The organism is Actinosynnema sp. NPDC050436 (genome assembly GCF_040655415.1).
Classification (GTDB): domain Bacteria; phylum Actinomycetota; class Actinomycetes; order Mycobacteriales; family Pseudonocardiaceae; genus Actinosynnema.
The window spans coordinates 442,114-468,104 of sequence record NZ_JBFAJV010000004.1 but is presented as its reverse complement, the minus strand read 5'-3'; the positions used below and the strand labels follow the sequence as shown (position 1 = coordinate 468,104).

Here is a 25,991-nt window from a genome sequence, read left to right as displayed (position 1 = left end):
CCGGCGGGCGGGGCGTCAGCGCCTGCCGCCGACCGGGTGGCGCGGGAGCGCGGTGACGCGGCGGGGGACCACCACCGGGGCGCGGCGGGTCACGTACACCGGGCAGCGGGCGTGGTGCAGTGCCGCGCGGGTGGTCGGGCCGGAGCCGCCGACGACCAGCAGGTCCGCGTCGGCGCAGCGGGCGATCGCCTCGGAGGGGTGCATCCTGGCGAGCACCGACGTGTGCCGCACCCCGCGCAGGGCCCGGTCGGCGTGCGCCAGCGGCCACGTCGGGTCGTCGGCGCGGACCGGCAGCGGCGGGCCGGCGTGCAGCACGCGCAGCGAGGCGCCCCACCGGTCGGCCAGCGCGGCGGCGCGGACCAGCACCGGGTCGTCGTCCACGCCGGTGATCAGCGCGGTGATCCGGCGGTGGGCGGGCGCGGTGGTGCCCCGGACCACGACGACGTCACAGGGTGCGTGGTCGATCACCGCCAGGAGGGTGCGGCGCACGCCGGTCGGGCCGTTGCCGGGCACGGCGAGCACCAGCAGCCCGCCGGGCGGCAGCGCGCCCGTCCGGTCCGGCGGGCGCACCTCGACCGGTGCGCCGAGGAGCTGGGCGTGGTGCGCGGCCCAGTCCCGCGCGACGTCGACGGGCCCGGTCGCCACGACCACCGGGGGAGCGGGGGAGAGTGCCGGGTCGTCCATGGCCCCCACGATGCCCCGCCGGCACCGCCGGCGGCAGGGCCGTGCGCGAGGTGCCGACCGGGCCGGAAGTCCTCCCACCCGCCGGGCACCGGACCTGTAACCGGTCGGTCCCGTCCGCCGATAGAGCCGGTGATGGGACGGGGGGAACAATGGTCGGGACGGAGAGTGGCGGCGACGCGGTGATGCGGTTCTCGTTGGCGGGGCTGGTGATGGCCTCGGCGACGAATGCGATCGTCGGCGTGTCGGACGGTGTCGCCTGGGCGTGGTGGGTGGCCGGCGGCTGCCTGCTGCTGGCGGCGCTGCTCGGCGGTGCCTGGTCCGTGCGCCGCGTCCGCGCCGGGAGCGCGGCGCGCGCCGTGGCCACCGGACGCCCGAAGGCCGGCACGTCGGTTCCGTAGCTCCGGCCGGCCGCGCCCTCGCCGGGCCGGGACCGGTTGCGCTGCAACGACTCCGGCGCGCGCCCGCCGGTTCAGCGTTTGCCGGTCAGCAGGTGGCGCAGGTAGTGCAGGTAGGTGATGGTGCGGTAGGCGTCGGCCTGGGCGGTGCTGTCGGCGGCGGCGTGGTGGGCCCGTTCCAGCACCACGGCGGCCTCGGCGACCGCGCGGTCGTGCTCGACGCGGGACCGAGCCGTCGCCGCGTTGGCGGCCTTCAGCTCCTCCGACAGCGCGGCCTGCTCGGCGCGGTGGGTGGCCTGGAGTTCGCGGGTGGTGGCCTCGGCCTCCTCGCGCACCGCCCGGTGCTCGGCGTCCAGCGCCGCCGTCTCGGCGGCGTGCCGGCTCCTGATCTCCGCGAGCTGCCCGGGTTCCAGCGCGGTCGGCCGGGTGGCCTCTGCCCGCGCGGCCAGGTCCGCGCGCCACTGGTCGAGGCGGCCGGCCTTGACCTCGCCGACGCCGGCCACGCGCACGCCCCGGCCGTCGGCCAGCACGAACACGGCGACGCGGCTGCCGTCCACCACCGCGTAGGTGACGCCGACGAAGTCCGCCGCCGTCCGGATGCCCGCCGCCGCCAGGTTGGTCGAGAGCGCCGGGCCGATGCCCTCCACGTCGGCGGATCCGACGGTGAACTGCGCGAGGTGCGCGCGGACGTGGTCCTTCTGCCGCAGGGCGAGCAGCCGCTGCTCGTCCAGGTGCGCCCGGCTCGCCGAGGACTGCCGCTCGCGCTCGACGTGCAGCAGGCGTTCCCGCACGGCGCGGTGGTGCGCGCCGGTCTGGTCGTTGTGCCGCTGCCGCAACGACCGGCGCTCGTGGTCCTGGGCGGCCCGGATTGCGTCGGCCTCCTCCGCCAACCGCCGGGTTTCCCAATCGAGCCAGGCGGTCCGGGCGGCGGCGGCCCGGCGCACGCGCCGGGTCCTCCGGCGCTCGGCGCGCGCGGCGCGGGCCGGTGACCGCTCGGGCCGGCGGTGGTAGTCCAGCGCGGTCGTCCCGGCCCACGCGAGGACGGCCGCCGCGTCCACGGCGGCGAGGACCGGGTGCAGGGCGAGCGCCGGACCGGCCAGCGGCAGCAGCACGGCCAGCAGCCAGGTCAGCACGGCGGGCACGACGGGCCGCTCGCCGAAGCGCACCTGCGGCGGCGGGGCGGGCACGTGGTCCCGGACGCGTTCGGCCATCCACGGCGGCAGGGTGCCGGCGACCTCGGCCGGGCGCGCGGTCGAGGTGGTGTCGTCGAGGGGTTCCAGCGGCGGGGGAGCGGCGCGGTGGTGCAGCAGGACGTCCCGGAAGCGCCCGGCCAGCGCGCGCAGGCGCGGGTCCGGGTGGCCGGTCAGCGTCGCCAGCCGGAACGAGTTCGCCGGGTCGGTGAAGTCGGTCTCCGCGAGCAGCAGGTTCTCCGCGTCCTCGTCGCGCAACTGCCGCCACAGGGCCGGGTCGACCGCCAGCGCCACCAGCGACAGGTAGATCACCCACGACGAGAACCGGTCGACCTCCGGCCCGAAGTCGGCCGAGGTGCGGTCGGGCGACTGGTAGTTGCGGTGCCCGGTCTCGGCCGCCGGCAGGCCCGCCAGCGCGGGCACGAACACGCCGTCGTAGTCGACCAGCCGCACCGCGCCGTCCTCGCCGACCAGGATGTTGCCGTGCTGGAGGTCGCCGTGCCCGACGCCCACGGCACCGAGCCGCGCCACCAGCGCCGCGAACCGGTCGGCCAACCCCGACAACGCCGCCGGGTCGCCGAGGTGCGCCTCGATCCAGCGGATCAGGCCGACGCCTTCGACCCATTCCATGCGCAGCACCGGAAACCAGGTGCCCGCCACCATGATGCCTTTGTCGACGTACTCGAAACCGACCGTCCAATCGTCGTCCACCCGGGCCAGGTGCTCGCCGATGGCGCGGTAGCGGACCGCCTGCTCGCGCACTTCGCGGGTGAAGCACTTGACCGCATAACGGGTTCCGTCCGCAGTGGTCACCGAGAACACGCCGGCGAAGTTCCCGGAGATGGCCCGGGGACGGCCCAGCGCGTCCACGCGCACCTCTGCGCCGGCCAGTCCGGTGCCCCGGAAGCACAACGCGGTGTTCTGCAACGCGTCGACGTAGGTCGCGCCCGACGGGAAGGCGCGGACCGGTTCCTCATCCGAGGTCGACGTGGACGACGGTGACGTCGTCATTGCGCATCTCCCCCTCGTCGCGCACCTTCCGCAGCCAAGCGCCGAACCCGTCGAGATCGCCATGAGGGGTGAACTCGCACAGCACGCGCCACGGCCGTTCACCGCGTTCGGTCGCGCGCAGGAACCACGCGGCGATCGCATCCGTGCACAGGAAGAACTGGTCGCCCTGTTCCGCCTCGCCGCACGCCGTGCGGGCGTGCCGCGCGAACAGCTCCCGGTCCTCCGTGAACGCGTTCACCAGTCCCGGCGAGTTGTCGAACGCCGCCGACGCCTCGACGGGGAACGCGCGCAGCAGCCGCTCGTCCCGGACGTGGAACAGGCAGCTGTCGCCGAGCGCGGCGGCGGCCCACGGGGTGGTGCCCGACGCGGTGGTGGCGAACCGGGCGGCGAGCACGGTCGAGTGCGGCCCCCGGTCGAGCTTCGGCTGCTCGTACCAGGCGATCGGCCGCCCGCCCGCCTCGCGCTGTGCCACGTACCCGACCAGCCACTCCCGCCACGCCCGCCCGGCGTCCACCAGGGCCGCCGCGAAGCGGTCGCGGTCGTGCAGCACCTCGTCGCCGGCGTGCGCCGCCCCCACCACGGACGCCGCCAGCAGGGCGGCCCACTCGCCGGCGAGCAGGCTCTCCGACGCGCCGTCCGCCACCGCCGCGACCACCGGTCCGGTGTGCCAGTCGTCCGCCGCGCGATCGGGCAGGACCGAATGGGCGTCCTCGCACTCCTGTACCGAGTTGCCCTGTTTGGGTGCCCCTAGAGAGGAGGTGTACATACCGCTGTTCAGCGCAGGTCCGTCGCGCGGGTGCCGATGTCCAGGAATTGGACGATGGAGGTGATGTCGGCGTTGTAGACGAATCCCCGGGTCGTCTCGGTGGCGGGCACCCCTTGTTGCAGCGCGTAGAAGCGCATGTGCGGCGGAAGCACGCTGGACATGCCGAACAGGCTGCGCGAGTAGGTGTCCGGAAGTCCGGCTTCGGTGTCCGGGAATGTCACCGGCACGCCGTTGGCCGCCGACACGTGCAGGTTGAACAGCAGCGCCGCGCCGTCGGCGGTGACGTGGGTCTGAACGGACCAGCCGGCACTGGTCGGGTCGCCGTCGGTGGACTCGCCGTCGGTCAGGTTGAGCACGATCGGCGGGAAGCAGTCGGGGTGGCGGCCCACCCAGTCGGACACGATCGCCCCGGCCCGCGCCAGGGCCCGTGACATCGGCGTCGCGCCGTGGGCCACCGGGTCCACCCAGACCGGGAAGCTCGTGGTGGTCTCGACCAGCCCGCCCGCGCCGTCCGGGACCTTCTTCACCCGCTTCTCCACCCGCGCCGGCCGGTCCGCGACCTGGCTCAACGGCACCAGTTCCCGGCCGGTGAGCGGCCCGGTGAAGGCCGAGCCCACGGTGTGCCCGTAGCCGATGGCGGCGATGTGGAAGTAGTCCCGGACGCCTTCCTCCTTGGCGCACTTCACGCTCAGCTCGGCGAGCAGCCGGTTGATGGCGTCGGCGACCACGTCCGCCTTGCGCTGCCGGGCGCTGCCGCCGATCGGGTCGCTCATCGACGCGGACTGGTCGATGAGGAACACGATGCAGGACGGGTTCGCGCGGCTGATCTCGGCTGCGTACGTCACCTGGGGTCCACCTCTCGCGCGCGACCGCCCGGTTCGGCGCGGTGCGCGCTCATCCGGGCGGCACTACGCTCTGTCGTCGGCATTGGGCACGGATCGTTGCCGCAAACTGCGGCAGAAGTGTTCGGGAAAGCGTGCCGGGCACCCGAAATGTTAGCGGCATCCGGTTTCGCCGATCGCCGAGGTCACCGTCCGTCCACCGTCCGGCCCAGTGGCCGGCGCTCTCGTCGCCCCTCCCTGCTGCGACAGTGGCACGGCTGCCGTGCGTCTCGATCGGCACCCGTCCGGCGGCGGTCGCTCCCCGGGGCGTGTACGGGGCGTGCACGCCCCGTCCCGGGCCCGCCGTCACCCGACAGGACCCGTCGCCGCCGAATTGAGATGCGCCGGGGGCGGCTGCGGGTGCGGAACCGCGTTGTGCGGGGCGTGGATCGTGGTCTTCTCCGTATCAGAACGGGCCGGGAAGCAGGAGGGGTGCTCACTTTCCGGGGTGCTCCGGCAGGTGGCCGGCCGATTCCGGGTGACGGGGATAGGACGTCGAACGGTGATCGGGTGGTTCTTGTGGCGTGAGCCGTTCGGCGCTCTGCGCGCTACTCCTGGGCAAAAAGTGTTTCGCACGAATCGCGGTACCCGTGCCCGAAGGGCGCTGTCTACATTATTCGAGGTATGTCCCGGGTTCCTCGGATGGAGGCGCGACGGAGGTGCCCGGAAGGGTGCCCACCCGCCTTGTCCGGGGCCGGAAATGTGGCGACCGCGTAGATCGAAAGTTGCCGTAGGTGCCTCCGGTGTTGGCCCCCGAGCTGCGCGGGTTGGCCGGAGAAGAAGGTCGAGAGGGTCCTCGTGGACCCCGGCAAACCGCAACGGTGCGGGATTTCCGTGCTACCTGAAAGGGTTATGCCTTGGTTTCGAATACTGTTGGTTCGAAGCGGGTGGGGTCATTTCTGGCGACGCTCGCCGTCCTGGCCGCCGGCCTGCTGCCGACCGCCGGCGTCGCGACTGCGGACAGCGGTCACCACCACCACCGGCACGGCCTCGTCCTCGGCGAGGTCGCGCGGCCGAAGCCGGCCAGACCCACGCCCACCGTCGAACGCGACGGACCCATCCCCGCCACGGCCGGCCGCGCGCCGGCCCTGGTCCCCGCCGACAAGGTCGCGCTGCGGCCACTGGTGATCGGCCTGGACGCGGCCGACTTCGGGCTGCCCACCTGGAAGGCCGTGCTCGACCGGACCGGCTCGCCCTACGACGTGCTGCTGGCCAAGTCCGAGCCGCTGACCCCGGCCCGGTTGGTCAACCCGGACGGCACCGGCCGCTACAGCGCCATCCTGCTCACCGACAACGCGCTGCTCTACCCGAACGGCTCCGGCGACTACGTCAGCGCCTTCGACACCACCGAGTGGCGGACGCTGTGGGGCTACGAAGCGGCCTTCCGGGTCCGCCAGGTCTCGCTGTTCACCTCCTGGGGCACCTTCCCGGAGGACTACTGCCTGCGGCCCGGCATCGAGGGCGGTTCCGACCAGAAGTTCACCGCGACGCTGACCGGCGCGGGCAGCGGGGTGTTCGACTACCTCAAGCCGGGCGCGACGATCCCGATCACCGACTCCTACGTGTACCGCTCGGCGCTGTCACCGACCTGCAAGGCCGACCCGCTGCTCAAGATCGGCAACTGGGTGGTCGGCGTGACCAGTACGTCGGCCGACGGGCGGGAGCGCGCCGCGCTCACCTTCACCTCCGACCAGAACCTGGCCCAGACCGACCTGCTCGGCTACGGCCTGCTGCGCTGGGCCACCCGGGGCGTCCTGCTCGGCGAGTCCCGGCACTGGATCAACGTGGACCTGGACGACCTGTTCAACTACACCGACCACCTGCACCCGGACGGGCGCCTGGAGACCGACCCGGGCTTCCGGATGAGCGGCACCGACCTCGCCTCGGCCGAAGCCCAGCAGCGGTCGCTGCGGTCTTCGCCGCAAGCCTCGGACTTCACCCTCAACCTGCCCTACAACGGCAGCGGCATCGACCCGGAAGCGCCGTCGCGCTGCTCGAACTCCGACACACCGGACCCGTTGACCAGCTACGCCCGGTGCCTGTCGCGCAACTTCCGCTGGCTCAACCACACGGTGAACCACCCGGAGCTCAACTTCACCGACTACCCGACCAGCCGCGCGGAGATCGGCGACAACCTCAAGATCGGCCGCGACATCGGCCTGACCGTGCCGACCGACGTGCTCAAGACGCCCGCGTACTCGGGGCTGGGCGTGTACAACCCGGACCCGGACGCCCCGGACACCGACCCGCCGACGGACTTCGGCCTGGGCAAGTCCAACAAGGCGATGCTCGACGCGGCCTACGACGTCGGCGTGCGGTACCTGCACGGCAACATGTCGTTCCCCAACCACGTGCCGAAGTGCTTCAACTGCGGCATCAACCACCCGCTGCGCCCGGAGCTGCTGGTCGTGCCGGACTGGCCGACCAACATCGGCTACCACACCACCGCGCCCGCCGAGCAGACGCTGTTCTACAACAGCTTCTACGGGCCCAACGGCAAGTTCCCCTTCCACGACCACGACCTCACCTACAACGAGATGGTCGACTACGAGGCGGAAGTCGCGCTGCACCACGTGATGTCGGGTTCGGCCTACGCGCACACCCTGCACCAGGGCAACCTGCGGCAGTACGCGTCCGGCCGCAGCCTCACCTTCGACTGGCTGAAGGTGGTCGTGGCCAAGTACAGCGCGCGCTACCAGGTGCCGCTGCTCAACCCGGACTGGCCGGCGCTGGCCAAGTACGTGAAGGCCCGCAACGGGCACTTCGCCGAGCTGGCCGCGAAGCGGGACCCGGTGTGGAACAAGGCCGACAACACCATCACGTTCACCGCCGCCACCACCGGTTCGCTGTTCCTGACCGGCGCGACCGCGCCGTCGGGTGAGACCGACCGCTACGGCACGGACCGCATCACGCGGGTGCCGATCACGGCGGGCGGTCGGGTCGTGGCCACGGCGGTCCCGCGCCGATGAACCGATTACGGCCCGGTTCCGTCCCGCACGTCCCGCTGCTGATGGTCGTCGCGCTGCTCATCGGCGTGATCACCCTGACCAGTCCGGCCATCGACGGCGGTTCGGGCGGGGCGGAACCGGTGCCCGTACCGGTTCCCGTCGCCGTCAAGGAGGAGGTCCCGGTGCGGGTCGCGGACGGGGGTGCCGCGCGCCGGGGCGACCTGGTGGCGCTGCGCCAGCTGGTGATCGCCACCGGCCCGGACGACTTCGGCCTGGGCACCTGGCGCTCGGTGCTCGACCGCTTCGGCACGCCCTACGACGTGCTGGTCGCGGGCGCCGAGCCGGTGACGCCGCAACGGTTGACCAGACCGGACGGCACCGGCCGGTACAACGCGATCCTGTTGACCAACAACGCCTTGCTGCGCGCCGGCCCGAACGGCGAGTTCACCCCGGCGCTCGACGCCCCGCAGTGGGAGGCGCTGTGGGACTACGAGCGGACCTACCGGGTCCGGCAGGTCGCGTTGAACACCGCGCCGGGCACCGAACCCGAGGACTACTGCCTGCGCGCCCGGGGTGAGGAGTCCGTGGAGGCGACCCCGGTGCCGCTCGTGCCGACCGAGGCCGGCCGTGCGGTCTTCGACTACCTCCAGGCCGACGCGCGCGTCCCGCTCACCGGGTCCTACCTGTACCGGACCGGCCCGGCCCCGGGCTGCGCCGTCGAACCCCTGCTCACCGCCGGCGACGACGTGGTCGCGGTGACCTCCCGCGCCCCGGACGGCCGGGAACGCCTGGCGGTCACCTTCTCCACCGGCGTCGGCGCGCTCCCCGAACTGCTGCTGGGGCAGGGTTTGCTCCGGTGGGCGACCCGGGGCGTGCTGCTGGGCGAGCAGCGGCACTGGTTCTCCGTCGACGTCGACGACTGGTTCAACGTCACCATGCGCCGCTACCCCGACGGCCGCACCGGCCTGTACCGGCTCGACGGCCGCGACGCGCTCGCCGCCGCCGCCGGGCAGGACGCTCTGGCCGAGAAGTACCCGCAGGCCAGGGGCTTCCGGCTCAACCTGCCCTACAACGGCAGCAGGCTGGACGCCGGCACACCGGTCACCTGCGACGACACCGGCAGCCCGGACTCGCTCAGCGGCTGCTCCCGCGCCCTGGTCGACCGGTTCCGCTGGATCAACCACACGGCCAACCACCCGCAGATGAACGACACCTCCTACGCGGTCAACCGGTCCGAGATCGAGCGCAACCTCGACTACGCGGCGTCCGCCGGGCTCCCGGTGCCGCCGACCGTGCTCAAGACGCCGGAGTACTCGGGCCTGGGCGTCTACCACCCGGACCGCACGGACGTGTCGGGCCCGCCGACCGACTTCGGCCTGGTCGGCTCCAACCAGGCGCTGCTGGACGCCGCGCGCGACCTGGGCGTGCGGTACGTGCAGGGCAACATGTCCTTCGCCGCCCACCAGCCGTCGTGCGCCAACTGCGGCGTGCGCCACCCGTTGCGGCGCGAGGTGTTCGTCGTGCCGGACTGGCCGACCTCCATCGCGTTCGAGGCCACCGACCCCGAGGAGCAGAGCGCGCTGTTCAACCGCGAGTACGGTCGCGCCGGCACCGACCCGGAGCGCCGCGACCGGGACCTGACCTACCCGGAGATCATCGACGCCGAGGCCGACCTCGCCGCGCAGCACGTGATGAGCGGCTCGGTCTACGCGCACACCCTGCACCAGGGCAACGCCCGGGAGTACCGGCCCGGCCACAGCCTCGCCTTCGACTGGATCGACGCGACGGTCGCCAAGTACGCGGCCTACTTCGCGGTGCCGTTGAAGAACCCCGACTGGGTGTGGCTCGCGGCCTACGTGGAGGCGAGGACCGCGCACTTCGCGGAACTCGCCGCGCAGCGGGACGCGGTGTGGAACCGGGCCGCCGGCACCGTCGCCTACGACCCGGCCGAAGCCGGCGCGCTGTTCGTGACCGGTCTGGAGACCCGGCCCGCCACCGAGGACGACCAGGGCTCGCCGGACGAGGCCGAGACCTACGGCTCGGACACCGTGTCCCGGATCGGGCTGACCGGCGGCGAGCGGGTCGTGCTGAAGACGAGACCCGCCGCATGACCACGTACCAGCTCCGCCCGCGCACCGCGACGAGGAGCCTGCCGGACACCCGCACCCGGATCGCCCTGGTCGCGGAGGGCACCTACCCGTTCCACCCCGGCGGCGTGAGCCTGTGGTGCGACCAGTTGGTGCGGGGGATGCCCGAGCACGCGTTCACCGTCGTCGCGCTGACCGTCGACGGCACCGAGCGCCCGACCTGGCCCGCGCCGGCCAACCTGGTGGAGGTGGTGAACCTCCCGCTGTGGGGCAGACGCCGGCGCCGCGCGCGCCGGAAACCGAAGGGCTTCGCCGACCTCCACGAGGCGTTCCTGCGATCGTTCATCCCGCACACCGAGGACACCGCTGCGGCGTTCCTGGCGGCGCTGCGCGGGCTGTTCGACGCGGCGCGGACGTCGGACGTCGGTGCGGCCCTGGTGTCGAACGACTCGGTGTCGAGGATCGTCGAGGTGACCGGCGAGGCGCACGGGGAACCGCTGCCGCTCCAGGACGCGGTCGTCGTGGCCGACCTCCTGGAGCACATGCTGCGCCCGCTGTTCCACCCGCCGATCGAGGTGGACGTGTGCCACCTCGCCATGAACGGCCTGAGCGCGTTGGTCGGCCTGGCGGCGAAGTGGGCCAGGGGAACGCCGATGCTCATGTCCGAGCACGGCGTCTACCTCCGGGAGCGCTACCTGGCGGCGGTGAAGGAGGACCTGCCGCAGCGGGTCAAGCAGGTGCTGCTCGCCTTCCACCGCGCGCTGGCCGGCGCGGCGTACCTGAGCTGCGACATGCTCGCGCCGCACTCCGGCTACAACCGCCGGTGGCAGCTGCGCAACGGGGCCGACGAGGCGCGGATGCGGACCATGTACAACGGCATCGACCCGGACGACTTCCCGCAGGCGGTCGGCGAGCCGGACGTGCCGACGATCGTGTTCGTGGGCCGGATCGACCCGCTCAAGGACCTGCACACGCTCATCCGGGCGTTCCGGGTGGTGCGCACCGAGGTGCCGGACGCGCGGCTGCGCATGTTCGGCCCGGTCACCGTCGCCAACGAGAGCTACCACGCGGGCTGCGTCCGGCTGGTCGAGGAGCTGGGCCTGACCGACTCGGCGGTGTTCGAGGGCCGGGTGCCCAACCAGGTCGACGCCTACCACGCCGGCCACGTCGTCGCGCTCACCAGCATCTCCGAGGGCTTCCCGTTCTCGCTCGTGGAAGCGATGTCGACCGGGCGGCCCCCGGTGTGCACGAACGTCGGCGGCGTCCCGGAAGCGGTGGGGGAGGCGGGTTTCGTCGTCCCGCCGCGCGACCACGAGGCGGTCGCCCGCGCCTGCCTGAAGCTGCTCACCGACGGCGGCCTGCGCCGCCGGCTCGGCGACCTGGCGCGGCAGCGCGTGCTGGAGCACTTCACGCTCCAGCGCTGGAACGACAGCTACCAGGCCCGCTACGCCGAACTGGTGCTCGTCGGGGGGTCGGGGTGACGCTGGAGGAACTGGTCGGGAACATCCGGCCGCTGCTGCCCGACCCCGTGGACGAACTCCAGGTCGCGGCGGTGCTGGAGAGCCAGGGCGTCACCGACGAGGGTGCCGCCGACGTGTACGGCATGGCCGACGTGTTCGAGCTGGCCCACCACGTCTACGCGGCGCTCACGCCGACCGAACCCCCTGCCCCGCCACCACCGCGACCGGCGCGGCCGTGGTGGGCCGACGTCATGCACGGCCTGCTCTACCTCATGCCCAGCGCCGTCTACCCGGCCGTGTACGCCGTGCTCGGCGGGCCGGACATGCTGCGGGGCCTCGTCTTCGCCACCACCGCCGGCTGGGTGTGGGGCGCCGGGTCGAGCTGGGTCGGCCACCGGCTGACCGGTGCCGGCGCGACCCGGATGGCGGCCCGCGCGCTCGTGCTGCTCGGCGCCGGCGGCTTCGCGCTGGCCTTCGCCGGGGCGCTGCTGATCCTGCGGTGGTACGGCGGCGGCGTGGAACTGGTGCTGTTCGTGTTGGCGCAGACCGGTTTCCAGGTCGCCTCCGGCATCCTGCTCTTCCACCGCCGCGAGGTGCTGCTGCTGGTGGCGATGCTGCCCGCGTGCCTGTTCGGCGTGATGCACCTGATGTCCGGCTACGCCGACGAGGTGGTGCCGCCGGTGCTGGTGGCCGGCGTGTTCTCGGTGGGGCTCGCGCTCACCGCCGCCTACCGGACCAGCCGGGTCCCCGGCAACGACCCCGGCAAGGTGCCGCCGGCCCGCGCGCTGGCGCTGGGCGCGCTGCCCAGCACGGCGTACGCGGCGCTGTGCGCGGCTTTCCTGCTGCACACCGACGTCCGGTACGTGATGGGCCCGGTCGACCTCGCGGTGGGCGTGACGCCGCTCGTGGTCGGCATGGGCGCGGTCGAGTGGCGCGTGCACCGGCTGTTCGACCAGGCGGGCGAGCTGCTGCAGCGCTGCGCCACACCGACCCTGTTCGACCGGGCGGTGTGGCGGCTGCTGCTGCGCGAGTTGGCGCTCTGCCTGCTCGTGCTCGGCGCGCTGGCCCTGGTGCTGCTGGCCGCGCTGCGCTGGAGCGGCGCGCTGACCGTGCACGGGGCGCTGCTGATCGACGCGCACGTCGTGCTCGGCGGCGCGTTCTTCCTCGGTTTCGTCCTGATCCGCACCGGCGGCCCCGGCTGGGCCGTCGGCTGCCTGGCCGTGGTGCTGCCGGTGGACGTCGTGCTGGTCGGGGCCACCGCCGGCGACCCCTCCCGGTACGGCGACGTGCCGGTGTTCCTGGGGTGCTGCGCGGCGCTGGCGGTCCTTTTGCTCGCGGCGCTCCGCCGGAGCGTCGGGCAAGTACGGCACTACCGTTGAGAAGAAGGGAACCTCGAATGCACGCGGTGATACTCGCCGGTGGCCGAGGTGTGCGGCTGCGGCCCTACACCACGGCGTTGCCGAAGCCCTTGGTCCCGATCGGCGAGGAGTACGCGATCCTCGACATCATCCTGCAACAGCTGCGCGCCCACTCGTTCGACCGCGTCACGCTCGCCATCGGCCACCTCGGGTCGCTGATCCGGGCGTTCGTCGGCGACGGCTCGCGGTGGGGCATCGAGGTCGACTACGCGGAGGAGGACAAACCGCTGTCCACGATCGGGCCGCTGCTCAACTTCCTGGACCGGCTGCCCGAGCAGTTCCTGGTGATGAACGGCGACGTCCTCACCGACCTGGACTACCTCGCCCTGCTCGCGCACCACATGGCCAGCGGGGCACCGCTGACCGTGGCCACCTACCGGCGCAAGGTGAAGATCGACTTCGGCACGCTGGAGACCGACCGGGGCCGGATCGTCCACTTCGTGGAGAAGCCGGAACTGTCCTACGGGGTCAGCATGGGCGTCTACGCGATGTCGCGCCAGACGCTCGAACGGTACCCGGCGGACGTCCCGTTCGGGCTCGACGACCTCGTGCTGGACCTGCTGGAGCGCGAGGCGGCACCGGCCGCGTTCGAGTTCGACGGCTACTGGCTCGACATCGGCCGCCCGGACGACTACGACGAGGCCAACCGGTGCTTCGGGGAGGTGCGGTCGGTGCTGCTGCCGGGCGTGCGCGACAACTCCCCGCTCGGAGCCGTGTCGTGACCGTGCGCAAGGTCCTGCTGTTCGGCGCGTCCGGCTACCTCGGGCGGGAGGTGGCGGCGGCCCTGGCCTCGCACCCTGGCGGCGCGGCGGTCGTCAGGGTCGGGCGGTCGGCCCCACCCGGGCCCGGCTGGGCGCGGCACGACCTCGTCACGGGCGGCCACGGCGAACTCGTCGACCTGTTGACCACCACCGCGCCGGACGTGGTGGTCAACTGCGTCGGGCTGCTCGACGGGACACTGGCGGAGCTGGTGGCGGCGAACGTGACCGCCACGGCCCGCCTGCTCGACGCGATCCCGGTCGCGGCCCCGGCCGCCCGGCTGGTCGTGCTCGGCTCGGCGGCGGAGTACGGCGTCGTGCCCGAGGGCCTCGCGGTCACCGAGGACATGCCCGCGAACCCGGTCGCGGCGTACGGGGTCACCAAGCTGGCGGGCACGGCGCTCGTGCGCGCCGCCGTGGCCGCCGGCGAGGTCGACGCCGTGGTCCTGCGCGTGTTCAACCCGATCGGCGCAGGACTGCCGGACGGGACCGTCCTGGGCCGGGCGGCCAGTGCCGTCCGGTCGGCGCTGACCGCGCCCGGCCGGGAGGTCCGGCTCGGGCCGCTCGGTGCCTACCGGGACTTCGTGGACGTGCGGGACGTGGCGGAGGCGGTCGCCAAGGCCGCGCTGTCGGCACCCCGGCCGGACCCGGTGCTCAACGTCGGCAGCGGGGTGGCGGTCCCGGTCCGGGAGGCGGTCGGCCTGCTCGCCGAGGCCGCCGGCTTCACCGGCCGGATCGTCGAGTCCGACCCGGTGCCGTCCCGCTCGGGGTCGGTGGACTGGATCGCGGCCGACCTCACCCGCGCCCGGCTGTCGCTGGACTGGTCGCCGCGACGGGACCTGCGGACCTCGGTCCACGACCTGTGGGCGGCGGCGGTCTGACGCGCGCGGGCGGTTGGAACGGTCGAACCACCCGTTCCAACCGCCCGCACGGCCCACCCGCGCCGGCCGGGTGCGGCTCACGCCACCCCGACCGGCCGGGCGCGGCTCACACCGGGTGGTCCTGGTACCACGCGAAGGTCCGGCGCACCCCGTCCTCCAGGGAGACCACCGGCTCGAAACCGGTCAGCTCCCGCAGCAGCGCCAGGTCCGGGCACCTCCGCCGCACCGAGCCCTGCGGCGCGGGCACCCGGTCCAGCGCCGGGTCGTGCCCGGCGATCTTGAGCACCAGCTCGGTCAGCTCGCCGATGTTAGTCTCCACCGAGTCGTTGCCGATGTGCACGATCCGGCCCACCGCCCGGTCCGAGGCCATCAGCCGCACCATCGCCTCGACCGCGTCGTCCACGTGGCAGAACGCCCGGAACTGGTCGGAACCGTAGACCCGGAACGGGTCCTCGCGCCGGATCGCCCGCAGGCACAGCTCCGGGATCACGTGGTCCGCGCCCATCCTCGGGCCGTAGACGTTGTGGAACCGCCCGACGACCGCCGCGAACCCCTTGGCACGCGCGGTGTGCACGACCGCCGCTTCGCCCAGCATCTTGCTGATGCCGTATGCGAACCTCGGCGCGGTGACGTCCTCCACCAGCAGCGGCACGTCCTCGGCCGTGGGCACCGGCACGACGCCCCGGGTCACGCCGCCCGCGTACGCCTCGCTGGTGGAGGCGAAGAACAGCTTCTGGTGCGGTGCCAGCCACGCCAGCGTGTTCAGCGCGGCCAGCGTGTTGACCCGGACCACCCGCTCCGGGTCGCGCTCGACGTTGCGCACGCCGACCACCGCCGCGAGCAGGTACACGTGGTCGGCGTCGGGCGGCAGGGCGGCGAACGCGGCCGGGTCGGTCAGGTCGGCCGAGAACACCGGCACGTCCAGCGCCGCCAGCTCCGGGTCGTGGCGCCCGCGCGAGAAGTCGTCCACGATGCCGACCTGGTGGCCGTCGGCGAGCAGCCGGCGGGCGAGGTGCAGGCCGATGAAGCCCGCGCCGCCCAGGATCAGCGCCTTCACCGCGCGTTCCGCTCGTAGCCCAGGCCCGCGTAGCGCACGCCGTGCCCGGTCACCCGGTCGCCGTCGAGCACCCGCCACGAGTCGTAGACCAGGCCGATCCGCGAGCCCGCCAGCACCGCGTCCACGTCCAGCTCCCGGTACTGCGGGTGGTCGGTGATCACCAGCACCGCGTCGGCCGCCGCGAACCCGTCGAGCAGGTCCACCGGCTCGCCGCCGTGCGCCCGGATCACGTCCGGGCCCACCAGCGGGTCGTGGCCGACCACCCGCACGCCGGCGGCCTCGAAGACCGGCATCATCGACGCGATCGGCGTGCCGCGCATGTCGTCGGTGGGCGGCCAGCCCTTGTAGGCCCAGCCGAGCACGAGCAGGGTCTTGCCGCGCGGCTGGTCGAGCAGGTCCACCACGCGACCGGCGACGTGCACCGGGGTGTCCTCGTTGACCTGCCGGGCCGCCTGGATCAGCGGCGGCGCGTAGCCCGCGTCGGCTGCTGCCGAGAGCAGGATGTACGGGTCCTTGGACAGGCAGCCGCCGCCGACGTAGCCGGGCTTGGCGATGTTCGGCCTCGGGTAGTCCAGGTTGGTCGCCCGGATCACCTCCAGCGGGTCCAGCCCGAACCGCTCGGTCAGCCGGGCCACCTCGTTGCCGAACGAGTAGATGACGTCGGTGTGGCAGTTGTTGGTCAGCTTCACCAGCTCGGCGGTCTCCAGGTCGGACACCGGCACGACCTGGCTCGCCAGCCCGCCGAACAGCTCGACGCCCAGCGCCAGGCTCTCCTCGTCCAGCCCGCCCACGACCTGCGGCAGCTCGACCAGCTCCCGCAGCGCCTGGCCCTGGATCGTGCGCTCCGGGGCCATCACCAGGCGGGCCGAGCCCCACGCGTCGACCAGGCGCGGCAGCACGACCGACCGGGTCGCGCCGACCGGGACCGTGCTGCGCACCACCACCAGGGTGTCCGGTGCGCACCGCTTGGCGATGTGCTCGGCGGCGGCGGCCAGGTTGTCCAGGTACGGCCGGTGCCCGGCCTGCTCCACCGGCGTGGAGACGCAGACGACCGCCGCGTCCACCCCGTTGTCGGGCAGTTCCGGGGACAGGAAGATGCGCTTGCCGACCCACTCGCCGAAGACCTCCTCGACGCCGGGTTCGAAGATGTGCGGGCGGCCCTGCGCCAGCGAGTCCAGCACCGCCGACTGGCTGTCGACGCCGTGCACCTCGTACCCCTTGCGGGCCAGCGCGGCGGCCAGGGTGAGGCCCACGTAGCCCATTCCGACTATTCCTATCCGCCGCAGTTCGCGCGACCCGTTCGTCACATTCGCTCCTTGCCTGGTCGGTACACGGTGTGCTCGGAGGTCATCGGCACGGCGCGCTGATCCGATCCAGCGCGCGCACCGTGACGTAGCCCTCGAACCCTTCTTCGCGGTATCTGCGGCAGGCCGCCGCGACGTTGCCGGGGTCGGTCGCGTAGTCCACCGCCAACACCGTCTTGCCGGCCTTGCGGAGCGTTCGGGTGGCCGCCAGGTTCGTTCCGCAGTAGTCCGCCGAACATGGTTTGTCGGTGGCCTGGAAGAACAGCTCCTCCACCCCGATCCCGTCGACGGCGGCGAGGTATCCCGGGTACTCCAGCAGCTCCGGGGAGTTCTGCGGGAACACCCGGAACGCGGGGTTCGCGCGTTTGGCGTACTCGCTGATCCGGACGATCAGGTCGACCATCCGGCGGCCCAGCTCGGCCCGGTCGAGACCGCCGACCAGCGCGAGGTCGATCTCCTCGTAGGCCAGCGGTGTGTCCAGGTAGACGCCGTCGAACCCGGCCTCCAGCGCGCGGTCCAGCCGGGGCCGCACGGCCAGGTTCCACCAGCTCGGCTCCCAGTAGCGGACGAAGTGCTCGCCGGGCCAGCTGGTCCACTCGTTGAGGATCAGCCCGGCCCGGTCGGCGGCCACCGGGGCGAAGTCCGGCCGGAACGACTCGATCGACCCGATTTCGAAGTAGGCGAGCACGGTTTTCCCGGACGCGCGCAGCCGGGCGATCTCGTCGGCCTCGAAGTAGGAGTGCCCGGCATCCCGCGCGAGGTCGACCACGGCGAACCGCGAGGAGGTCCCGGCCAATGTGTCCAGCCGCCCGTCGGAGTAATTCTGGAGTTGGTAGACGAGACCACCGTCCGCCCGCGCCGGGGGGTCGGGTGAAATGCGGTCCTGGGTGACCGCGTCACATCCGACGACGCTCAGCAGCACAGTGGACAGTGCGATGACGAGGGTGCGTGAAAAACGGCGGTCCGCCACTCCGTCCACCATACCGGCGCGCGTTCCCCGGGCAATGCGCCGTTGAGGTTAGATGGAATCGAGACGATGACCGGTCGACCGGAATATTCTGCACGAGGGGGATTCGGCGCGATTGCCGCCGGAATTCCCGATTTCTGCGGTCGTCCCTTGTGGAGCGGTCCGGTTCCCGCGCGCGGCGTCGTGGCGGCCCGCCGGGCGCATCGGCGTCGCGCGGTCCGCTGCCGGCGGGACCGCGTCCACAGTGGAGGCCGTCGACACCGGCGGGTCGGTGACGGAGAGCGCGCGGGCACGGGGTACGCGGTCCGCAGTGGAGGTTCACGGGGTGTTCGCGGTGTGTTCGCGCACAGTGCTGAACGGGCCCGGACAAGCGTTAACAGGGTGGATCGGGACCGTCGCGAAGGTACGCTGGGGACGTTCAGGGCGCTGTAGCCCTTCTCTTGCGCCCGTTTTTCCTCTGGGGGATTTTTCGCATGACTTCCGCAGGTGTGTCCGACGCGGTGTCGTCGCCGCCCGCACTCGGTCGCGGCGACCGCACGGTGATCGCCGTGCTGCTCGTCGCCACGTTCGTCGTGGTCCTGAACGAGACGATCATGGGCGTCGCGCTCCCGGTCCTGCTGGACGAGCTGCACGTCACGGCGTCGGTGGGCCAGTGGCTCACGGCCGGCTTCCTGCTCACCATGTCGGTGGTCATCCCGGTCACCGGCTACCTGATCCAACGGGTGCCCACGCGGGTGCTCTACGGCGTCGCCATGAGCCTGTTCAGCACGGGCACGCTGCTCGCGGCGCTGGCGCCGGGCTTCGTGGTGCTGCTCGGGGCGCGCGTGGTGCAGGCGTGCGGCACGGCGATCATGCTGCCGCTGCTGATGACCACGGTGATGACGCTCGTGCCGGCGGCCCGCCGGGGCGCGCTGATGGGCAACATCTCGATCGTGATCTCGGTCGCGCCCGCCATCGGCCCCACGGTCTCCGGCGTGGTGCTCGACCTGTTCGGCTGGCGGGCGATGTTCTGGGTGGTGCTGCCGATCGCGCTGGCGACGCTGGTCCTGGGCCTGCGCCGGGTGACGTCGGTCGGGGAGACCAGCAGCACGCCGATCGACGTCGGGTCCGTGGTGCTGTCGGTGTTCGGGTTCGGCGGCCTGGTCTACGGGCTGTCCAGCATCGGCCACGCGGGCAGCGCGTCCACCGCGCTGTGGGTGTCGCTGACCACGGGCGTGCTGGGGATCGCGCTGTTCGTGTTCCGGCAGATCTCGCTCCAGCGCCGCGAACGGGCGCTGCTGGACCTGCGGACGTTCCGCTTCCGGACGTTCACGCTCAGCAGCGGGCTGATGATGGTGATGATGGCGCTGCTGCTGGGCGTGGCCACCATCCTGCCGATCTACCTGCAGAACGTGCTCAAGCTCGACCCGCTGGCCACCGGCCTGCTGCTGCTCCCCGGCGGCCTGCTGATGGGCCTGCTGGCACCGCTGGTCGGCCGCCTCTACGACCGGCTCGGGCCGCGCGTGCTGCTGGTCGTCGGCACGGTGGCGACCAGCGGGTCGCTGTGGTTCGCGAGCACCTTCGACACCGCGACGCCGACCGCCCAGGTCCTGGTGTTCCACCTGGCGCTGAGCCTGGGCCTGGCGTTCTCCTTCACGCCGCTGTTCTCCTCCGGCCTGGGCGCGCTGCCCGCGCGGCTGTACTCGCACGGCAGCGCGATCTTCAGCACCACCCAGCAGTTGGCGGCGGCGGCGGGCGTGGCGCTGCTGGTGAGCGTGATGAGCGCGCGCACGGCGTCGCTGACCGCGTCGGGGGAGCCGGTCGTCGCGGCCGACATGGGCGGTATGCACCTGGCGTTCCTGCTGGCGGCGGTCCTGTCGCTGGTGACCGTCGCCGGGGCGTTCGCCATCGGCAAGGGCAAGGCGGAGAGCCCGGCCTGACCACGGCGGTGACATCGCACCGGCGCGCGCCGGTGTGATGTCACCGACCCCCGTTGTGAATCGTCATGCAGGCTCGTGCATACTTCTGTCCGTGTCCAAGGTGCTTACTTCCCTCCCCGCCGGCGAACGCGTCGGCATCGCCTTCTCCGGTGGCCTCGACACCTCGGTCGCGGTCGCGTGGATGCGTGAGAAGGGCGCGGTGCCCTGCACGTACACCGCGGACATCGGGCAGTACGACGAGCCCGACATCGCCTCCGTCCCGGGGCGGGCCACGACCTACGGCGCGGAGCTCGCCCGGCTGGTCGACTGCCGCGCCGCACTGGTCGAGGAGGGGCTCGCCGCGCTGGCCTGCGGCGCGTTCCACATCCGCTCCGGCGGCCGGGCCTACTTCAACACCACGCCGCTCGGCCGGGCCGTGACCGGCACCATGCTGGTGCGCGCCATGCTCGACGACGATGTGCAGATCTGGGGCGACGGCTCCACCTACAAGGGCAACGACATCGAGCGGTTCTACCGCTACGGCCTGCTGGCCAACCCGTCGCTGCGGATCTACAAGCCGTGGCTGGACGCCGACTTCGTCGGCGAGCTGGGCGGGCGCACGGAGATGTCGGAGTGGCTGCTCGCCCGCGACCTGCCCTACCGCTCCAGCACCGAGAAGGCGTACTCCACCGACGCCAACATCTGGGGCGCGACGCACGAGGCCAAGGCGCTGGAGCACCTCGGCGCGGGCATCGAGATCGTCGACCCGATCATGGGCGTGCGGTTCTGGGACCCCGAGGTGGAGATCGCCACCGAGGACGTGACGATCGGCTTCGAGCAGGGCCGCCCGGTCTCGATCGGCGGCGAGCGGTTCGACTCCCCGGTCGACCTGGTGCTGGCGGCCAACGCCGTGGGCGGCCGGCACGGCTTGGGCATGTCCGACCAGATCGAGAACCGGGTCATCGAGGCCAAGAGCCGGGGCATCTACGAGGCGCCGGGCCTGGCGCTGCTGCACATCGCCTACGAGCGGCTGGTCAACGCGATCCACAACGAGGACACCCTCGCCGCGTACCACACCGAGGGCCGCAAGCTCGGCCGGCTGCTCTACGAGGGCCGCTGGCTGGACCCGCAGTCGCTGATGCTGCGCGAGTCGTTGCAGCGCTGGGTGGGCATGGCGGTCACCGGCGAGGTGACGCTGCGGCTGCGCCGGGGCGACGACTACTCGATCCTGGACACCACGGGGCCCGCGTTCAGCTACCACCCGGACAAGCTGTCGATGGAGCGCACCGAGGACTCGGCGTTCGGGCCGGTCGACCGGATCGGCCAGCTCACCATGCGCAACCTCGACATCGCGGACTCGCGCGCCAAGCTGGAGCAGTACGCCGGCCTCGGCATGGTCGGCAGCCGGCAGTCCACGCTGATCAGCGTGGCGCAGGTGCCCCGGACCGAGCTGATCGGCGCGCTGCCCGAGGGCGGTGCGGAGGTGATCGCCTCGCGCGGCGAGGTGGCCGACGACGAGCTGCTCGACCACGCCGCCCTGGAGGCGGGCAACGACTGACCGCCGGCGCGGGGCGCGGCACCGCCTGCACTGCGGTGCCGCGCACCGTTCTGTTCCCGGGCGGCTGCTGTCCACTGTGGACTTCCGGTCCGGGTGCCTCCGAGGTGCTCGCGTCCCGGCGGATCGGGGTGCCGGCGACCACCGAGGAGAGCGGTCACCCCCACCTGACCACCATGTTCTACGACTGGGACCCCGGCACCCGGGTGCTGCGCTTCAGCACGACGCTCGACCGGGTCAAGGTGGGGCACGTCCGCCGCTCGGGCAAGGCGGCGCTGCACGTGTCCGTGGACGACTGGACCTTCGCCCTCGCGGAGGGGGACGCGTCGGTCTCCGAGGCGACGACCACGCCGGGCGACGCGGTGGGGCGGGAACTGCCGGCCATCGTGCCGACCGGGTTCCGCGCCGGGCTGGGCCTCACCGACGACGAGTTCCTGGAACTCCAGGTGCGGGAGCGCCGGGTGGTCATCCGCGTCGCGGTGACCAAGCTCCACGGCACCCGGCTCGACGTCGACTGACAGCGGTCCGCCGCCCGGTGCGCCGAACGGGGCACCCGCACCGGCCATCGGGCGGATCGGCCGTGACCGGAAGCACCGCCCCGACCGGGGAGTCGCCCGCCCGTTCACCCCTCGGAAACCGGGCGACCACCGGGAATTCGTCCGGTTGGTCGAACGGGTCTCACTCGGCTCAGCCGGCTTGACAAGCACGCGAGCCGTCACGAATCCTCCGCTCGTCTGGAAGGTTCCGGTCGCTCGGAAACTCCCTTGCCCACGAGGAAGGTTCGACCCGTGACCCACACCCGAGTCCTCCGCGCGGCCGGTCTCGGCACCGCCGCGCTGGCGCTCGTCGCCGCGTGCGGTGCCCCGCCCGCCAAGGAGGGCGCAGCGAACGCTTCGTCCGCCGCCACCGCGAAGTCCGCCGCCGACCTCGGTGGCCTGGACCGGCTCGTCGAGGCCGCCAAGAAGGAGGGCAGGCTCAACGTCATCGCGCTGCCGCCGGACTGGGCCAACTACGGCGAGATCATCGAGGCGTTCGAGACCGAGTACGGCATCGAGGTCGACTCCGCGCAGCCCGACGCGTCCAGCCAGGACGAGATCAACGCCGCCAAGCAGCTCAAGGGCGGCGACCGCGCGCCCGACGTGTTCGACCTCGGCCTGAACGTGGCCCTGGCCAACAAGGACCTCTTCGCGCCCTACCAGGTGCAGACCTGGGGCGACATCCCCGCAGAGCTGAAGGAGCCCGGCGGGCTCTACTACGGCGACTACGGCGGCTTCATGTCCATCGGCTACGACGCGGCCAAGGTGCCCGCGCCGACCTCGGTCAAGGACCTGCTCAAGCCCGAGTACCAGGGCAAGGTCGCGCTCAACGGCGACCCGACGCAGGCCGGCGCGGCGTTCTCCGGCGTGGTGATGGCCGCGCTGGGCAACGGCGGCTCCGCCGACGACATCACGCCCGGCGTGGAGTTCTTCAAGCAGCTCAAGGCCGCCGGCAACTTCCTGCCGGTCGACCCCTCGCCCGCCACCATCGAGTCCGGCCAGACGCCGGTCGTCCTCGACTGGGACTACACCAACGCCGCCCAGACGGCGAAGCTCGCGGGCAAGGCGGACTGGAAGGTCGTGGTGCCGCAGGGCGCGCAGGTCGGCGCGTACTACAACCAGGCCGTCAACAAGGACGCGCCGCACCCGGCCGCCGCGCGGCTGTGGCAGGAGTTCCTGTTCTCCGACAAGGGCCAGAACCTCTACCTCAAGGGCCTGTCGCGGCCGGTGCGGCTGGACGCGCTGACCAAGTCCGGCAAGGTCGACGCCGACGCGAACGCCAAGCTGCCCAAGACCGGGGGCAAGCAGGTGTTCCTGACCCAGGAGCAGTCGGACAAGGCGAAGAAGACCCTGTCCGAGACCTGGGCGCAGGCGGTGGGCTGACCGGTGGTCGCACCCGTCACCACCCCGGCCGGGAGCGGCACGCGCGCCGCACCCGGCCGGGGGCCCGCCGCGAAGCCGTGGCTCGCCTGGCTCGTCGTCGTGCCGTTCCTGGCCTACGTCGGCGTGTTCCTGGTGTACCCGACGGTCCTGGTGCTCGCCGGGGCGTTCCAGGACGCGGACGGCGGGTTCACCGCGGCGAACCTGGTGGCGCTCGGTGAAGGCGTGTACCTCCAGGCGTTCCTGCGCAGCGTCGAGCTGTCCGCGCTGACCGCGCTGCTCGGCGCGGTGCTCGGTGCGCTGCTGTGCTGGGCGGTGTCGGCGGGTGGGCCGGACGGGCTGCTGCGACGGGTGGTCGTCGCCGGGTCCGGTGTGCTGGCCCAGTTCGGCGGTGTGCCGTTGGCGTTCGCCTTCCTGGCCACCGTCGGGTTCCAAGGGTTCGTCACCCGGTTCCTCAACGAGTGGCTCGGGATCGACCTGTTCGCCCGGGGTGCGTGGCTGTTCGAGCTGCCCGGCCTCACCCTGGTCTACACGTTCTTCCAGATCCCGTTGATGCTCATCGTCTTCCTGCCCGCCCTGGACGGTCTCCGTCCACAGTGGAGGGAAGCGGTGGACGGCCTGGGCGGCAGCACGTGGAGCTACTGGCGGCACGTCGGCGGGCCGATCCTGCTGCCCGCGTTCCTCGGCGCGCTGCTGCTGCTGTTCGCCAACGCCTTCTCCGCCTACGCGACGGCCGCCGCCCTGGTCTCGCAGGGCAGCCCGATCGTGCCGTTGCAGATCCGGGGCGCGCTGACCGGCGAGGTGCTGCTGGGCACCGAGAACCTGGGCAAGGCGCTGGGACTGGGCATGGTGGTCGTGGTCGCGGTGGCGATGGGCCTCTACGCCCTGTTGCAGCGGAGGTTCGCGCGATGGCAATGAAGGTCGTGCGGTGGCTGGTGCTCGGCGCGCTCGGCGCGTTCTTCCTGCTGCCGCTGGTGGCGATGGCGGAGTTCTCCACGCGCGGCGTGGACGGCGGGCGCAGCCTCGACTCGTGGACGTCCATCCTGTCCGACCCGGACCTGGTCGACGCCATCCTGGTGTCCGTCCAGCTCGCGGTGACCAGCTCGCTGGTCGTCCTGGCGCTGCTGGTGCCGACGATGACGTGGATCAGGCTGCGGCTGCCGGGGCTGCGCCGGCTGGTGGAGTTCCTGTGCCTGCTGCCGATCACGATCCCGGCGATCGTGCTGGTGGTCGGGCTGGCCCCGGTCTACGCGTGGGTGGACTACTTCGTGGGCGACTCGCCGCTGACGCTCACCTTCGCCTACGCCGTGCTGGTGCTGCCCTTCGCGTACCGGGCGATCGACGCGGGCCTGTCGTCGATCGACCTGAAGACGTTGGCGGAGGCGGCACGCGGCCTCGGCGCGTCCTGGGGCGCGGTGCTGCTGCGGGTCGTGGTGCCCAACATCCGGACCGCGCTGATCGGCGCCTCGCTGCTGTCGGTTGCCCTGGTGCTGGGGGAGTTCACCCTCGCATCGCTGCTCAACTTCGACACGTTGCAGGTGCGGGTGAACCTGCTGGGCAAGCGGAACGCGGGCGTGTCCATCGCGGTGTCGCTGCTGAGCCTGCTGTTCGCGTTCGCGCTGCTGTTCCTGCTCTCGTTCGTCGGCAGGCGGCGGGGCACCGTCGCCGAGGAAGGCTGAGATGGGTCACCTGGAGTTGCACGGCCTGCGCAAGTCGTTCGGGGGTCAGCTCGCGCTGTCCGGCCTGGACCTCGACCTGGCGCGCGGCGAGCTGGTCAGCCTGCTCGGCCCGAGCGGCTGCGGCAAGACCACCGCCCTGCGCATCGTGGCCGGGTTCGAGACCGCCGACGGCGGCGTCGTCCGGGTCGACGGCCGCGACGTGACCGGCGTGCCCGCGAACAAGCGCGACATGGGCATGGTCTTCCAGGCGTACAGCCTGTTCCCGAACATGACCGCCGCGCAGAACATCGCGTTCGGCCTGCGCCTGCGCAAAGCGCCCGGCCGGGCCAAGCGCACCGACGAGCTGCTGGAGCTGGTGGGGCTGGGGCACCTGGGCGAGCGGTACCCGCACCAGCTCTCCGGCGGCCAGCAGCAGCGGGTGGCGCTGGCCCGCGCGCTGGCCGTCCAGCCGCGCGTGCTGCTGCTGGACGAGCCGCTGTCCGCGCTCGACGCCAAGGTCCGGGTGGCGCTGCGGGACGAGATCCGGCGCATCCAGACCGAGCTGGGCATGACCACGCTGTTCGTCACGCACGACCAGGAGGAGGCGCTGGCCGTCTCCGACCGGGTCGGCGTGATGTCGCAGGGCAGGCTGGAGCAGCTCGACACCCCCGCCGTGGTCTACCGGCAGCCCGCGTCGGCGTTCGTGGCCCAGTTCGTCGGCGTGACCAACGCCGTGCGCGGCATTGCCGAGGCCGGCGGCGTGCGGCTGGGCGCGTTCCGGCTGGCCACCGGCGCGGCGGACGGCATCGCGGCCGGCGCGGACGTGCGGGTCCTCGTGCGGCCGGAGGACATCGGCATCGCCCAGCACAGCGGCCAGGACAACGGGGCGCTGGTCGGCAGCGTGCTCGCGCAGAGCTTCCTCGGCCCGGTCACCCGCCTGTCGGTCCGCCTGGCCGGCGGCGAGGAGCTGGTGCGGGTCGACCAGCCCTCCAGCCGCGCCGCCGACTTCCCGCCCGGCACGTCGGTGGCGCTGGACCTCGCCGCGAGCAGGCTGATGGTGGTCGAGGCGTGAAGCCCGGGGCCGTGCACCCGGTGCGGCCGACGACCCCGGCGGGTGGGCCGGGCGTGCGGCCGGCGGGTCGACTGGGCATGATCCC

Annotated in this window: 21 protein-coding genes; 14 read left to right on the top strand and 7 right to left on the bottom strand. The window is 72.6% G+C overall.

Going from position 1 to position 25,991, the window contains the following annotated elements; translation table 11 throughout:
* Positions 1–15: 15 nt before the first annotated feature.
* Positions 16–684 carry a universal stress protein gene (locus tag AB0I60_RS14545; RefSeq protein ID WP_360729545.1) on the bottom strand — a complete coding sequence of 223 codons (669 nt, stop codon included), beginning with the start codon at positions 682–684 and terminating at the stop codon, positions 16–18.
* 149 nt (positions 685–833) lie between these two features.
* On the opposite strand from AB0I60_RS14545, the gene AB0I60_RS14540 reads away from it, so the two are divergent.
* Positions 834–1,082: a hypothetical protein gene (locus AB0I60_RS14540; protein WP_360729543.1), complete on the top strand. Its 249-nt coding sequence runs from the start codon at positions 834–836 to the stop codon at positions 1,080–1,082.
* A gap of 71 nt (positions 1,083–1,153) precedes the next feature.
* Here AB0I60_RS14540 and AB0I60_RS14535 read toward each other — a convergent pair whose 3' ends face one another.
* The 3 genes from AB0I60_RS14535 to AB0I60_RS14525 are packed head-to-tail and all read right to left on the bottom strand — an operon-like array spanning position 1,154 to position 4,891.
* Entirely contained in the window at positions 1,154–3,280 is a 2,127-nt protein-coding gene (locus AB0I60_RS14535; RefSeq protein ID WP_360729541.1) for a hypothetical protein, read from the bottom strand.
* Complete coding sequence (locus tag AB0I60_RS14530; RefSeq protein WP_360729538.1) at positions 3,243–4,046, bottom strand: protein phosphatase 2C domain-containing protein; 804 nt, start codon at positions 4,044–4,046, stop codon at positions 3,243–3,245. The genes AB0I60_RS14535 and AB0I60_RS14530 overlap by 38 nt, the downstream gene beginning before the upstream one ends.
* 8 nt (positions 4,047–4,054) lie before the next feature.
* Complete coding sequence (locus tag AB0I60_RS14525) at positions 4,055–4,891, bottom strand: vWA domain-containing protein (protein WP_360729535.1); 837 nt, start codon at positions 4,889–4,891, stop codon at positions 4,055–4,057.
* A gap of 923 nt (positions 4,892–5,814) precedes the next feature.
* On the opposite strand from AB0I60_RS14525, the gene AB0I60_RS14520 reads away from it, so the two are divergent.
* Genes AB0I60_RS14520 through AB0I60_RS14495 form a run of 6 tightly spaced genes read left to right on the top strand, consistent with a single transcriptional unit; the run spans position 5,815 to position 14,479 of the window.
* The gene (locus AB0I60_RS14520; protein ID WP_360729532.1) at positions 5,815–7,896 is read left to right on the top strand and encodes a hypothetical protein; all 2,082 of its coding nucleotides are present in this window, start codon (positions 5,815–5,817) and stop codon (positions 7,894–7,896) included.
* The gene (locus AB0I60_RS14515; RefSeq protein WP_360729529.1) at positions 7,893–9,986 is read left to right on the top strand and encodes a hypothetical protein; all 2,094 of its coding nucleotides are present in this window, start codon (positions 7,893–7,895) and stop codon (positions 9,984–9,986) included. Before AB0I60_RS14520 ends, AB0I60_RS14515 begins: the two co-directional genes overlap by 4 nt.
* Positions 9,983–11,443 (top strand): GT4 family glycosyltransferase PelF, encoded by a 1,461-nt coding sequence (gene pelF, locus AB0I60_RS14510; protein ID WP_360729527.1) that lies wholly within the window; start codon positions 9,983–9,985, stop codon positions 11,441–11,443. The genes AB0I60_RS14515 and pelF overlap by 4 nt, the downstream gene beginning before the upstream one ends.
* On the top strand, positions 11,440–12,801 hold the full coding sequence (locus tag AB0I60_RS14505; RefSeq protein WP_360729525.1) for a hypothetical protein: 1,362 nt from the start codon (positions 11,440–11,442) through the stop codon (positions 12,799–12,801). The genes pelF and AB0I60_RS14505 overlap by 4 nt, the downstream gene beginning before the upstream one ends.
* Positions 12,802–12,818: 17 nt before the next feature.
* Positions 12,819–13,562, top strand: coding sequence for a sugar phosphate nucleotidyltransferase (locus AB0I60_RS14500; RefSeq protein WP_360729522.1), 744 nt, complete (start codon positions 12,819–12,821; stop codon positions 13,560–13,562).
* Positions 13,559–14,479 carry an NAD(P)-dependent oxidoreductase gene (locus AB0I60_RS14495; protein ID WP_360729519.1) on the top strand — a complete coding sequence of 307 codons (921 nt, stop codon included), beginning with the start codon at positions 13,559–13,561 and terminating at the stop codon, positions 14,477–14,479. Before AB0I60_RS14500 ends, AB0I60_RS14495 begins: the two co-directional genes overlap by 4 nt.
* Positions 14,480–14,585: 106 nt before the next feature.
* Here the strand turns inward: AB0I60_RS14495 and AB0I60_RS14490 are convergent, their stop codons facing one another.
* From AB0I60_RS14490 to AB0I60_RS14480, 3 genes are read right to left on the bottom strand one after another with little or no spacing between them, the layout of a single operon-like run.
* Positions 14,586–15,536, bottom strand: a complete 951-nt coding sequence (locus tag AB0I60_RS14490; protein ID WP_360729516.1) for an NAD-dependent epimerase/dehydratase family protein — start codon at positions 15,534–15,536, stop codon at positions 14,586–14,588.
* Entirely contained in the window at positions 15,533–16,843 is a 1,311-nt protein-coding gene (locus tag AB0I60_RS14485) for a nucleotide sugar dehydrogenase (protein WP_360729514.1), read from the bottom strand. The genes AB0I60_RS14490 and AB0I60_RS14485 overlap by 4 nt, the downstream gene beginning before the upstream one ends.
* 40 nt (positions 16,844–16,883) lie before the next feature.
* The gene (locus AB0I60_RS14480) at positions 16,884–17,822 is read right to left on the bottom strand and encodes an endo alpha-1,4 polygalactosaminidase (protein ID WP_360729512.1); all 939 of its coding nucleotides are present in this window, start codon (positions 17,820–17,822) and stop codon (positions 16,884–16,886) included.
* Positions 17,823–18,280: 458 nt separating this feature from the next.
* On the opposite strand from AB0I60_RS14480, the gene AB0I60_RS14475 reads away from it, so the two are divergent.
* The 7 genes from AB0I60_RS14475 (at position 18,281) to AB0I60_RS14445 (ending at position 25,906) form a co-directional block, all read left to right on the top strand.
* On the top strand, positions 18,281–19,726 hold the full coding sequence (locus tag AB0I60_RS14475; protein WP_360729509.1) for a DHA2 family efflux MFS transporter permease subunit: 1,446 nt from the start codon (positions 18,281–18,283) through the stop codon (positions 19,724–19,726).
* A gap of 91 nt (positions 19,727–19,817) precedes the next feature.
* Positions 19,818–21,263 (top strand): argininosuccinate synthase, encoded by a 1,446-nt coding sequence (gene argG / locus AB0I60_RS14470; RefSeq protein ID WP_360729506.1) that lies wholly within the window; start codon positions 19,818–19,820, stop codon positions 21,261–21,263.
* 104 nt (positions 21,264–21,367) lie between these two features.
* Positions 21,368–21,778, top strand: coding sequence for a pyridoxamine 5'-phosphate oxidase family protein (locus tag AB0I60_RS14465; RefSeq protein ID WP_360729504.1), 411 nt, complete (start codon positions 21,368–21,370; stop codon positions 21,776–21,778).
* Between the two features lie 270 nt (positions 21,779–22,048).
* On the top strand, positions 22,049–23,179 hold the full coding sequence (locus tag AB0I60_RS14460) for an ABC transporter substrate-binding protein (protein ID WP_360729501.1): 1,131 nt from the start codon (positions 22,049–22,051) through the stop codon (positions 23,177–23,179).
* A gap of 3 nt (positions 23,180–23,182) precedes the next feature.
* Positions 23,183–24,094: an ABC transporter permease gene (locus AB0I60_RS14455; protein ID WP_360729498.1), complete on the top strand. Its 912-nt coding sequence runs from the start codon at positions 23,183–23,185 to the stop codon at positions 24,092–24,094.
* Entirely contained in the window at positions 24,085–24,855 is a 771-nt protein-coding gene (locus tag AB0I60_RS14450; protein WP_360729495.1) for an ABC transporter permease subunit, read from the top strand. The genes AB0I60_RS14455 and AB0I60_RS14450 overlap by 10 nt, the downstream gene beginning before the upstream one ends.
* A 1-nt stretch (position 24,856) precedes the next feature.
* Positions 24,857–25,906: an ABC transporter ATP-binding protein gene (locus AB0I60_RS14445; protein WP_360729492.1), complete on the top strand. Its 1,050-nt coding sequence runs from the start codon at positions 24,857–24,859 to the stop codon at positions 25,904–25,906.
* The last annotated feature ends 85 nt before the right edge of the window (positions 25,907–25,991 follow it).